Genomic DNA, 11,729 nt, shown 5'->3' with positions numbered 1-11,729 from the left:
AATGGGTGTTCACGTTAAACCAGAATAGGTGTTCACATTGAACCGGAATGAGTGTTCAGCATGGGCCGGAATACGCACCTATTCCAACACTTTTAAAGTAAATTTAAAAATGTTCGAACAACACCAACGAGAAATATAGGAATTTTCTGATTTCTTTTTACTCTCCCCAATAGTAATCATCTATCTATTTTACTTAGGGGCTAAGCAAGCAGTTGGTAACGAAAATGCCACAGGTGGTAGAAGGAGTGCCATAGATGGCAGTATTTTTTAGTAGCGCAATCTCGGAGAAATTCTAGGTGAGCGTCATGAAATAACTTTATTCCTTATTTGTGTTATATAACTTTATAATTGTTATGATGGTTATAATAGTTATAACATGAATCTTCCTTAAAAAAAAGACTTTAAATCAATATGATAACATTTAAGTTATTGTTTATATTGAATAAAAACAAATTGTCAACGAGTACTTTTAAACATCAACACTTGGAAAACTCCAATTTTAGTTTGCAGAAGGATTAAGTACCTTGCTTGTTCGCTTGCTTTACAAGAGAGCGCCTTAAAAACTAAATTTAAGTCAGATCGTCCTTGATCTAGCTTTGAATTTATTCGTTAAGATACAACTCAGCCATCCCATCTAAGCGGCTCTTCACCTCTTTCCAGTTAGGCATCACTTGTGTCAACAAACGCCAGAACCGCTCACTGTGGTTGTGCTCTGCAATATGACACAGCTCATGTAGAATCACGTAATCAATACATTCCTTCGGCGCTTTTACCAAATGAGGATTAAGCATCAAGTTACCTTTCGCTGAGCAACTACCCCATTGCTTCGCCATGGGAAGAACTCGAAAGCTTGGTATGCTCTCAACCCAAGTCGCTTGTGGGAGAAGTTCAGTAAGTCGTTCGTGAAAGACGCGTTCAGCACGAACTCTATACCAGTTACGAACCAAAGCTCTAACCATCGCAGTCTTGTCTTCATTAAACCTAGTCAACGTTACCAAGAGCTTACCTCGATTCACTTTTACCGAAGGTAAAGCTTCTCTGTCTTCCACAACCTTAAGTACATACCTGCGCCCTAAGTAGAACTGCATTTCACCGCTAACGTAATGTTTGGGTTGAACGTACTCCAAGTGGCTACGAAATTCCTTTAGTGCATCGTAGATCCATTTGGCACGCTTCATTGCAGCTTCATGAATATCAACGCGTTCTGCGCCTTCTGGTGCGGTAATTACCACTTCACAGTTAGGGTGAACCTTAATGGTTATCTTACGTTTCTTGCCTTCTGAGTGAGGCTTGCGAACGACTTCATAGGTAACAGCTTCATCACCATAGATGAAGCTGTATTCCTCTTTGTTACGCTCGATTGATGTAACTGAAGTCATTAATGGTGACCTGCCACACCTAAGCGAGTGATTTGGATGATGTCTGTAATAATGACCTTGGCAGAATCCATACCTACTGCTTTGAAAAGCAATGGCAAAAGTTTACGACGAATATGGTTTTCAATCTCTTGTGGGTTAATTGAAAACTCGGCGACGGATGCCGTCACCACCTCATCAACTTGCATAGCATAATCAAAGCGCTCATCTTCGCTTAATAGGTTTGTATCGGCCAAGTGTTTTAGGAATAATCCATAGTAGGCTTGAACATGGCGTTTTATTTTTGGATCAAGCTCAGAGAAGCGATCCGTCGGCATGCCATCGACATTGCGCTCTTTCACTTGTTCTTCAAAATCAGCAAACAACAAGTACTGTTTAACAGGGGCATCGAACATCTCTTTCGCTTGCTCGATTGCCTGTTTTAAGAGCTTAGAGAAGTACTCCTGCGCATATGGGTCGTCAGCTAGATCCTGATCAATCATCTTAGTAACACGACCTGTGATAGCATCTTTCTTATTGCGAGCCTCATCGTCGGTCATCTCTTCAGGCTTTACATCTTTACCCATGTTACCGACTAAGTAAGCGCCTTTAGACTCTTGGATCTCTACACCACCAATATGCTTATCTAGCATGGTTCGGATGTTTTCAGCATACTCATCATAATCAACGGTTTCTTCTGCATCCTCGCGTACTTGGCGACGAAGTTCAGACATTGATTTCAACGTTTTCTTGTATAACTCTCGTTTATCATCAAAGCTTTTATCTTCAAAGTATGTTGCTGATTGTAAAGCCACTTTCAAGCAGTTAGCAAACGCTGTGAGTGCGGCATAGAAATCTTCACGTTTCTTCAAGTTGGTGTCGGTAAGCCGACCATCAATAGTGTCAATCTTAGGTGCAAGTACTTGGCGAAGCGCTTGACCATCCTGCTTGTTTTGCACGCCCTCAAAAATCACCCATAGGTCACTATAGAAACCAGGTAGCTTCTTGTACTCGGTGTCCATACGACTATAGAGGCCTTTCAGGTCATCGATATCAAAGCCACCCTTGATTCGCTCTTCAAGCTCTTGGTAGCTTGCAATCGATGCATCCAACTCTTTCAAGATGCCGCGATAGTCAATCAAGTAACCAAATTGCTTTTTCTGATGGAGGCGGTTTACACGTGCAATAGCTTGAATCAGGTTGTGCTGTTTCATCGGTTTATCGATGTAAAGAACGGTATTCTTGGGTTCATCAAAACCTGTCAGAAGCTTATCAACCACGATCATGATATCAGGGCCATCATCTTTACCAAATTCATCAATGATGTGCTGGGTATAAGCTTTCTCATCCTGATTGCCAACATTTTCTTTCCACCAGTTTTGCACCAGGTCTTTACTTTCACCATCGACCGTATCGTGACCTTCTCGTGTATCTGGAGGAGACATCGCAACAACTGAGGTCACTTTACCTATTTGGTCGAGGAGCTTCTTATATTGGATAGCAGAAGCCTTAGAGTCGCAAGCCAACTGGCCTTTAAGACCTTGGAGCTTAAAGTTCTGGAAGTGGTCGGAAATATCGTGAGCAATTAGTTCTAATCGCCCTTCGGTCTGATAGATCTGGCCTTTTTGAGCGAACTTCTTCTTCAGATCTGTACGCTGTTTTTCAGAAAGCTTATCGGTGATACGGTCAAACCATGCATCAATCGCTTTATCATTGGTACTTAGATCGGGAATACGTTCTTCGTATAACAGCGGTGTTACGGTTTTGTCTTCCACTGCTTGCTGCATAGTATATGAGTGGATGATCTTGCCGAATTTGTTCTCGGTCTTGTCGTCTTGCAACAGTGGTGTCCCCGTAAAACCAATATAAGCGGCTTTAGGTAGGGCTTGCTGCATTCTTATGTTGTTTTCACCGTTTTGGCTACGGTGGCCTTCATCGACAAGTACGATAATATCTGGGCTATCGTTGTAGCACTCTGGTAGTTCGATAGCAGTACCAAACTTATTGATGATGGAGAAGATAATACGCTCGTTCCCTTTGCCGATTTGCTCGGCTAAGCGGCGGCCTGTCGTCGCCATTGCTGACTTCTTATCTTTGTCCGATAGCGCACCACCAGAAGCGAACGTGCGCGCTAACTGGTCTTCAAGATCGACGCGGTCAGTCACAACGACAACGCGACATTTCGCTAGCTCTTTTAGCCAAATAAGGGCCTTAGATAGGAACACCATTGTAAATGACTTACCAGAACCAGTGGTATGCCAGATCACCCCGCCGTTACGTGCACCTTTCTCATCAAAAGAGGTTACACGCTCAATTAGGGCCTTAATTCCAAAGACTTGTTGATAGCGTGCGACAATCTTGCCAGCTTTCTTATCAAACAGCGTAAATAGCTGGGTCATCTCAAGTAAGCGGTCATGGCGTAGCAGCGAGACTAATAAACGGTCTTGGTCAGTCACCACCATGTCACCGCCTGCAATCAAAGATAGATACTCATCACGAACTGCCGCAGGACGATGGTTGAAGATCAGATCGAGTTTGTCTTGTGCTAATTGCGTATTTTTTAAGCGCGCAAAGGTTGCTTCCGTGATCTCTTCTTCTTTCCATTTAGCCCAGAACTTCTCTGGCGTCCCACAAGTCGCGTACAAGCCTTCGTGACCGTTAACAGATAGCAATAGCTGGCTGTAAGCGAATAGGTGCGGGATTTCATCTACTTTTTGGTTACGGATGTTCTGTGAGATACCTTCAGAAACTGTTGGCTTACCTTCTGAGGAAGAATCAGGGCGTTTTGCTTCAATAACTACCCACGGTAAACCATTTACAAAACAAACTACATCAGGGATACGTTTACCCGTCCCATGGGCATTTTCAACTTTAAGCTCTTCGGTAAAGTGAAATTTGTTATTGCTTGGCGTTTGCCAATCAATGATTTCGATGGTTGGGTTGGCTTTTTTTCCATCAACGAATTCTGTCACGCTAATGCCATATGTGAGCGCGTTATAAAGTTTTTCGTTTGCCGCTTTTAATCCTTCATTCATGGCTGGGTTAGCCAGCTCATCAATAATTTTATCGATAGCTGCTTCAGATAAATTGTGCTCTTTCCCCATAAAGGAATAGGTTTTGTGTTTTAGCACATCACGCAACACATCAGGCAAAATCACAACGGATTGGCTTCCACGTTTAACCAAGCATTCGCTAGGTGGAATGAAGGTGTAGCCTAATTTGGCAAGCAGAGTCAGCGCGGGGATTTTGGCGCTTTGCTCTTCACGAAAATTGGGTATTGCTTCTGACATTGTATAATTGCCTTATCGTTCTTTTGGGGAGGGGTGAGCGATACCCACCTCTATGGCTTTACCATTAAGCTGCTTCAGCTTCGTCCACTTTTACTCGACGCTTACCCGTCAGCAATTGCTGCATTAGTGCCTTTTTCTCTTGCTTAAAGTGGGCAAGTTTGGCTTCCAACACTTCGATTTCTTTATCGGCAGTGGTGAGGACTGATGCGATTTTTTGTTGTTCCTGCAACGATGGCAGTTTCACGGGAATTTTTTCACAAACAGCCTTATTGATTTTGGGCTGTGCTGACCCCGAGTTATACTTGCGATAATCAAGGCTCTCTAAATAAATACATAAGAAATCAGTATCTATATCAGAGTTTGCCTTGAGAACATGTGCGTGGTTATTAACCCACGTTTTACCTTGAATCACAAAAACATGAGGAAGCACTCGCGATAATATATTTTCTCCATCTTCACCGAGTAAGATCAGTTTTTCATCAAAGATGTGATCGTTAACATAATCAATGATACCTGTTGCACCATAGTATGGAATCTCACCTTGAATGTTCGCTCTTTCTTCTTGCTTAATTGGTTTTCGTCTACCGTTTTGAAATGCGACGCATTGCTTGAGCTTTTTATCTTCCCACACGCCTTCAAACGCCTTACCCGTTTTAGGATTTACCAAACGTTTCTTACCCGTTAATAGCTGCTGCATCAGAGCTTTTTTCTGCTGCTTGCTAGTTGCAATGAGCTTTTCTGTGGTGGTAATCGCTTTATCCCAAGTTGATAGGACTTTGGCGATTATGCGTTGCTCATTTATCGGAGGCAGATTCAACTCAATTTGCTTCAAGTGTGCTGGCCCGAAATTCGGTTGTGCACCTCCCGTAATGAGAACATCTATTTGTTGCTTAAGGTACTTTGATTTTAAGAATTGGTTTAAAAATTCATAGTCACAATTATCTAGTGGCTTAAATCTGATGACGCTAGTGTTCATCACCAATGGCAAGTCTTGTTCGCGAACAATTCCATGCTTACAGTATGAATTCCCAGAGCTTGCAATAACAATGTCACCAGCGTTGCATAAAAAGTGCTTATATTTTGCGTTAAGTTCTTCTTCAGATATATGTCGTTCAGTTTTAGCTAAATCTAAATAACCATTTACAATATTTGTGATATTAATGACTTTACAGCCAGAGTCTGTAAATTGCCATTTACGCAATCCTGGCCCTTCTTGAAACCATGCAAACTCTGGCAGCTTGAGGTGTCTCCAACCGTTAGGCACCATAACCCAACTCCTCTAGGTAGCCCGCCATTTCCGCTTCTAACTCTGCTAACTCATTTTGCAACTCTAAACGCTCAGTACGAACAGCGACTAGATCGATCTCTTCCTCTTCTTCAAATGTATCGACATAGCGAGGGATATTGAGGTTATAGTCGTTCTCTTGAATATCTTCTAACGTGGCTAGGAAAGAGTACTTATCCGTGGTTTCGCGCGCCTTGTAGGTATCAATAATTTTCTGAATATTTTCAGGCGTTAGCTGGTTTTGGTTCTTGCCCGACTTAAACTCACGAGAGGCATCGATAAACAGCACCTTGTTGTCGACTTTCTGTTTTTTGAAGATAAGGATTGCTGCTGGAATGCTTGTCCCAAAGAACAGTTTTTCAGGTAAACCGATAACGGTATCTAGCAGGTTTTCATCGATAAGTTGTTTACGAATTTTACCTTCACTTGATGCACGAAATAGCACACCATGAGGGACTACCACGCCCATTCGACCAGATTGAGGATTAAGTGTCTCAATCATGTGGGAGATAAATGCATAATCACCTTTGGTTTTCGGTGGAATGCCTCGACGGAAGCGACCAAAGTGATCATTGCTTGCGTCGTCATGCCCCCATTTATCTAGTGAGAACGGTGGGTTAGCGGTTACTACATCAAAGTGCAGTAGGCCACCTTCTTTATCTTGCAATTTAGGGTTGCGAATAGTATCGCCCCACTCAATACGGTGGTTATCTTCACCATGTAGGAACATGTTCATTTTCGCCAGTGACCAAGTAGAGCCAATCGCTTCTTGACCATACAAAGCGTACTGCTTCGAGCCTGTGAAGTTCTTTTGTACTTGCTTACCACACTTCATCAGTAGTGAGCCTGAGCCACATGCAGGGTCACAGATGGTGTCGCCTTGTTGTGGCTCTAGGATAATAGAAAGTAGATCTGATACTTCTGGTGGTGTATAGAACTCACCCGCCGATTTACCACTACCAGCAGCAAAGTGTTTGATGAGGTATTCGTAAGCATTACCAATCACATCCAGTGAACCAACACGGCTAGGTCGCAGGTTGAGGGTCTCTTTACCGAAATCTTCCAGCAGGTGACGTAGAATGTCATTCTTTTGCTTTTCATCACCTAACTTATCGGTGTTGAAGCTGATGTCTTGGAACACGTTTTTCAGTTTAGTGCCGTTCGCTTCTTCAATTGCGTGCAGGGCTTGGTCAATACGTGAGCCGTTACCCGCTTCATGGCGTGCTTCATACAGATCCCAAAATGTTGAGCCTGTTGGGATTTTGAAAGATTGGCTTTCCATCATTTCTGCGATCAGCTCAGGGATGTCACCGTACTGCGCTTCTAGCTCATCATATTTGTCTTGGTGAACATCTGAGATGTATTTCAAGAACAGCATAGTCAGGATGAAATCTTTGTAGATTGATGGGTCTACCGTGCCTCGGAAAGTATCACAGGCCGCCCAGACCGCTTTGTTGATTTCATCTTGATTGATAGGTGAATGTGGCATGATTTCCTAGCCTTTAGTTGTTTGAATTTTGGATTAGATCAGTAGCAATAGCATTTAATTGCTGCTGACGGTTGGTTATAAGCTTATGAAGCAAGACATTTTCTTTGATGCTTGCAGTATAAAGCTTGGCAATAGTGTCTTGCCGCTCGATGTCAGGAATGGCAATCTCCACGTCACCAAGTACTGGTTTACGTATGTTGATTTGAGTACTACCTTCTGCACTTTTACGTAGGTACTGCTGCACAGGCTTTTGATTAAGCTGCCATGCTAAAAACATGGGGTTCACCATACCTAATAGTGATTGCTTGATTCGTATCTGAAACAAGCTAGGTGAGCATGTTACATACTCCAAATTTTCAGGTACGTGAGCTGCAAAGTTTCTCATTCCCTTGGCAATGAACAGTACATCTCCTTTTTGAAGCCATGTAGGTTGCTTCTTGCCTGTAAGCTCTGTTCTAACCAATTCATCTTGAATCAACTCTCCAAGATCACTGATGTCTTTTGCTTGTACGACTCGTACGGCAGCACCTTCGTCATGCTTTATCGACCCTCGAAATGGGTAGCCAGCTTGAATATCAGCGACCTCTGATAGACGTCGTATCATCCCAACCCCTCGAATTTTAACTTGTGTCCATTGTGTTTAATTCACGCAGTAACGTCAAGAAAAATGCAGAATTAAAAAACTGCAAAAAATATCTTGACGGGGATTTTAGTCGATCATAGGATTATTTGCAGTAAACAAATGGAGCAAAAATCATGAGTGGACAAAAAGCAGTACAAAACGGTAAAGCATTTGAGTCAAAGATCTTTGCAGTACTTAATCAGTTGCCTAGTGTGAACGTAATCAAGGATATCCCATATCCGTCTATCTACAGCGCATACTCTACGAAGCACAAGACCAAGATGGAGTTTAGAGCAGAGAACATATCTTTGACATTTGAAACCTTGGATGCTTACGGTAACAAGGTTATGAAGACGCGCCTTTTCAAGACTTTGAATATTGAATGTAAGTACCAAGAGGACTCAGGTACCACAGATGAAAAGTACCCATTGGTCTATGAAAACGCTCTGATCAGTGATGCGGAGGCTACTCTGTTTGTTTACGAAGATCCCTTGAAGAACATTAAACGTGGTGCTTTAGAGTTCATGTACGACAAAGCATTGAACTCTGGTGAGCGCCTTATCGTTATGGACTTTGATTGCTTTCTGGCAAATGTGAATAAGCAATATTCAATGTCGCTTGCACCTGACGTACTAGATCAAGGTTCTGAGCTATTCCAAGTTTACCATCTTGGTTTGAAGGCATTAGAGTCTCTATCAAGAAAACGTTTTAATGGAGTTATTCGAACTAACAACCAGTGTTCAGAGTTTTTTGATGAGTACCTTCATTGCCAGCGTGACTTTCATAACTTTGTTGCACGTCACGGTGTACAAAGCAGGGATTACATACCTTATCTGGAGCAATTAAGATCGCTTCGGGCGAATATCTCCACTTATTTTTAATAACGATAGCAATAGGTAGTTCAATGTCAGAAGAACAAGAAGCAAGGCAGCACTTTGACCACTTAACCGATGAAGAAGTCCTTGAGTGCTATGAACTGTATCGTACAAATGAACTCAAGAATGTAGAGATCATTGACCGCTATGAACTTAAGGGAGTAACTAGCTCTAGTTTGCTTAAATGCTTCCCATTGTTCAAAGTTGAAAAAACATGTCCTTTCTGTACACAACAACTTCTAGAGGTTCCAACATCCAAGTCTAACTCGTCAAGAGAATACCTCTGTTCTGAGTGTGAACATCGCATGAAAGACAATCGTCCATCCGCATATTGCTATTGTGAACACTGTGCCGCCGAACGAGAAGAGGAAGCTAGAATAAGACGAGAAGCACAGGAACAAATGTATAAGGCTAATTTGGAGAAATTAAAGGAGCGATTTCCTGTACCTGTAGCACGGCTTAGCTACGATCAGTTGTCACTATTAGATAAAGTACTTCTGGCTAGTTTACTTCCGCTACGTGAAGGTGAACTTCTGCCATCGAAACAAATGTCCAGAGTGAACTCAATTTTATCTCCTGCGGGTGCTTTGGATCGCCATATTTACGATAGCTTAACTATAAAAAATATTATCTATCTAGTGGTCAGTGATTTACCTGAGTATGTGGTACACCACCTGAACGAATATGCCATTGACACCATGCAAAATTATCGCGTGAATTTGACAGGGTTGAACGGTGAGCCAATCGAACTCAGAAACTTAGAAACCTTGATTCGTTCCGACTTCGAATCAATCATGTCAGGTGATTTAACCGTCACGAATGATGATATAAAAGGGCTTAAGGGGCTTATTGAGCAGATAGAAGTTTCCGAATCTATTGTCTTCCTAAGTCATTTTTGCCAAAGGTTCAATATGCCTCAACCTCCTGCAAAAACTAGCGATGTTATCCGAAAGTTGCTGACGGAAATGAGTGTTTCGGAGTTGGCTCCATACATCAGAAAGGCGGTAGAGCGTTCTGCACTTTTCATCCAGTCTGAGCGATGCAAAGGAAAGCCGCATGCTGCCAATACCATTCCAACAAACATCGAGTCTTCTGTTTCTTACTATCGTAAAAAGGAATGGAAGATGGATGGGTACGATCGCCTTCTTGGGACAGAAAAATCTAATCTAACATCAATTATTTACGATAAGTTATTGGTTCACCTCAATGTAGGGTTTTATCAATCAGTTGGAGATATTTTTAATTGCGTTGATCAGTTTTTTAATCAGTTTATGGCTGAAGAATTAACGAGCGAAATAAAGCAGATTGGAGTTCACTGTTCATCAAAGGCTTCCTGTGAACAGTGCCAAAGTACAAACCTAGAACTTCTGGAATCACAAATTGGGTTTATTGTACTTTGTCTTGAGTGTAAACATTCTCAATTACTCCCTATATCAACACAGGAGCATAATTAGCCTGTGTGTTAATGGGCAATATGAAGAATGGCTCAATGGGGGGGCCTTCATTGAGACTTTCGCCAAAGGCGGAAATTCTTGTTCTGCAATAATTCAAGTAGCGAAGCTATATAACTAGATTTTGGTTTATATTACAAAAATGTAAAGTCACTAGCCGAATAAAATAACCATTTTAACTAACCAGGGTGACTTTTCGTAGTTGATTAATGTTGAATTACCAAACATCCGCATATAAGCGTTTATCTGATACATCGCTCTACCTTAAATGTAACGTCAAAGTAGAGTGGCTGGCGTGTTGGTCAGAGGTAAGTAGTGCAAACGAGTTAGCAGCCATATTAGGCTGCTATTCGTTATAAATAACTACTCCACAGATATGAACTTGTCATTGGTCAATACTTTTTCACCAGACCAACGATAAGCCACCAATCTCCCACCCTTAGCTACGGAGTAATCTACACAGGCGATATTTTTTTCTAGCACGCACGGTTGACCATTAAGCCAGTAGTGACCGATAAAACACGGTATTTCATCTTCACCATATCTAGGCACATACTCAGGGATACTCGATCTCGATGCTTCACCAATGTCCAACTCAAAAGGCAGAGCTACATCCCCCAGTTCCACTGCCTGGTTGTTCCACCATTGAATGCGCACTGCATCACGGACATGCCCGTCTTTATCCTTGAAGTTAATACCGGAAGGTAATGGCACTTCAACACCTTTTAAGATAGTTTCAATGGCCATGTAAGCATCACTACCTTTGGTGCTCGCTTCAACAAGAAGGTCTTCAGATAAAACCCTGGTTGAAGACTTTTCCTGCAACAGCTGGATTGATTTTTTATCCCAACATGCGTGTACAACCCGAATACCATCAATTTCTAACCACATTGGAAGTGACCAGAAAAAGTCGAGTATTCGCTTTTTAAGAGCCGGTTTATGTTCAAACTCATTCAGAAAAGCCTGGTGCTGTTCGGTGTTCTTGCTGGTATGCTTTCTTAAGTAATCACCATCATGAAGGGTATGAAAAGCTAGAGCGTTGAATTCATGGTTCCCTAGTACCGCATAAGCGTGCCCATTTTCGACCATTTTCATTACCATCAACAACAGCTCTTCATGCTGACTCAGGTGCTCACCGCGGTCTATAAAATCACCGAGAAAGATTACTTTTCTCTTGGGATGACTGTAACCATCTCCTGAATCTGCATACCCCAATTTTCCTAAGAGCTTGATAAGCTCTCCGGCGTGGCCATGTATATCGCCGATTAAATCGTATCCACTCTGCAAAATATAAAATCACCTTATAATTGGTTAGCCATTTAGGTATGCGCCCGTGGGATCATGGGACGGATACGATACATC

Annotated in this window: 8 protein-coding genes; 2 read left to right on the top strand and 6 right to left on the bottom strand. The window is 42.2% G+C overall.

Going from position 1 to position 11,729, the window contains the following annotated elements; genetic code table 11:
- Positions 1-602 precede the first annotated feature (602 nt).
- From Q0852_RS21970 to Q0852_RS21950, 5 genes are all read right to left on the bottom strand, one after another.
- Positions 603-1,379: a M48 family metallopeptidase gene (locus tag Q0852_RS21970; RefSeq protein ID WP_299022188.1), complete on the bottom strand. Its 777-nt coding sequence runs from the start codon at positions 1,377-1,379 to the stop codon at positions 603-605.
- Positions 1,379-4,645 carry a type I restriction endonuclease subunit R gene (locus tag Q0852_RS21965; RefSeq protein ID WP_299022185.1) on the bottom strand — a complete coding sequence of 1,089 codons (3,267 nt, stop codon included), beginning with the start codon at positions 4,643-4,645 and terminating at the stop codon, positions 1,379-1,381. Before Q0852_RS21965 ends, Q0852_RS21970 begins: the two co-directional genes overlap by 1 nt.
- 64 nt (positions 4,646-4,709) lie before the next feature.
- The gene (locus Q0852_RS21960; protein ID WP_299022183.1) at positions 4,710-5,912 is read right to left on the bottom strand and encodes a restriction endonuclease subunit S; all 1,203 of its coding nucleotides are present in this window, start codon (positions 5,910-5,912) and stop codon (positions 4,710-4,712) included.
- The gene (locus tag Q0852_RS21955; protein ID WP_299022180.1) at positions 5,902-7,419 is read right to left on the bottom strand and encodes a type I restriction-modification system subunit M; all 1,518 of its coding nucleotides are present in this window, start codon (positions 7,417-7,419) and stop codon (positions 5,902-5,904) included. Before Q0852_RS21955 ends, Q0852_RS21960 begins: the two co-directional genes overlap by 11 nt.
- A 13-nt stretch (positions 7,420-7,432) precedes the next feature.
- Positions 7,433-8,023 carry a restriction endonuclease subunit S gene (locus Q0852_RS21950; protein WP_299022177.1) on the bottom strand — a complete coding sequence of 197 codons (591 nt, stop codon included), beginning with the start codon at positions 8,021-8,023 and terminating at the stop codon, positions 7,433-7,435.
- Between the two features lie 152 nt (positions 8,024-8,175).
- Between Q0852_RS21950 and Q0852_RS21945 the strand changes: the two genes are divergently transcribed.
- The gene (locus Q0852_RS21945) at positions 8,176-8,922 is read left to right on the top strand and encodes a PD-(D/E)XK nuclease superfamily protein (protein ID WP_299022173.1); all 747 of its coding nucleotides are present in this window, start codon (positions 8,176-8,178) and stop codon (positions 8,920-8,922) included.
- A gap of 23 nt (positions 8,923-8,945) precedes the next feature.
- Complete coding sequence (locus Q0852_RS21940) at positions 8,946-10,370, top strand: hypothetical protein (protein WP_299022171.1); 1,425 nt, start codon at positions 8,946-8,948, stop codon at positions 10,368-10,370.
- Positions 10,371-10,730: 360 nt separating this feature from the next.
- On the opposite strand, the gene Q0852_RS21935 is transcribed toward Q0852_RS21940, so the two are convergent.
- Positions 10,731-11,654 (bottom strand): metallophosphoesterase, encoded by a 924-nt coding sequence (locus Q0852_RS21935; protein WP_299022168.1) that lies wholly within the window; start codon positions 11,652-11,654, stop codon positions 10,731-10,733.
- Positions 11,655-11,729: the final 75 nt, after the last annotated feature.

The sequence above is a fragment of the uncultured Photobacterium sp. genome (assembly GCF_947502415.1).
In the GTDB taxonomy this organism is placed as follows: domain Bacteria; phylum Pseudomonadota; class Gammaproteobacteria; order Enterobacterales; family Vibrionaceae; genus Photobacterium.
Note: the sequence above shows the minus strand (reverse complement) of the source record. Positions and strands in the feature narration are given on the sequence as shown.

Excerpts from the sequence above, each read along its gene's own strand:
- Q0852_RS21970 (WP_299022188.1), bottom strand. The coding sequence starts at position 1,379 with ATGACTTCAGTTACATCAATCGAGCGTAACAAAGAGGAATACAGCTTC.
- Q0852_RS21955 (WP_299022180.1), bottom strand. The coding sequence starts at position 7,419 with ATGCCACATTCACCTATCAATCAAGATGAAATCAACAAAGCGGTCTGG.
- Q0852_RS21945 (WP_299022173.1), top strand. The coding sequence starts at position 8,176 with ATGAGTGGACAAAAAGCAGTACAAAACGGTAAAGCATTTGAGTCAAAG.
- Q0852_RS21940 (WP_299022171.1), top strand. The coding sequence starts at position 8,946 with ATGTCAGAAGAACAAGAAGCAAGGCAGCACTTTGACCACTTAACCGAT.
- Q0852_RS21965 (WP_299022185.1), bottom strand. The coding sequence starts at position 4,645 with ATGTCAGAAGCAATACCCAATTTTCGTGAAGAGCAAAGCGCCAAAATC.
- Q0852_RS21950 (WP_299022177.1), bottom strand. The coding sequence starts at position 8,023 with ATGATACGACGTCTATCAGAGGTCGCTGATATTCAAGCTGGCTACCCA.
- Q0852_RS21960 (WP_299022183.1), bottom strand. The coding sequence starts at position 5,912 with ATGGTGCCTAACGGTTGGAGACACCTCAAGCTGCCAGAGTTTGCATGG.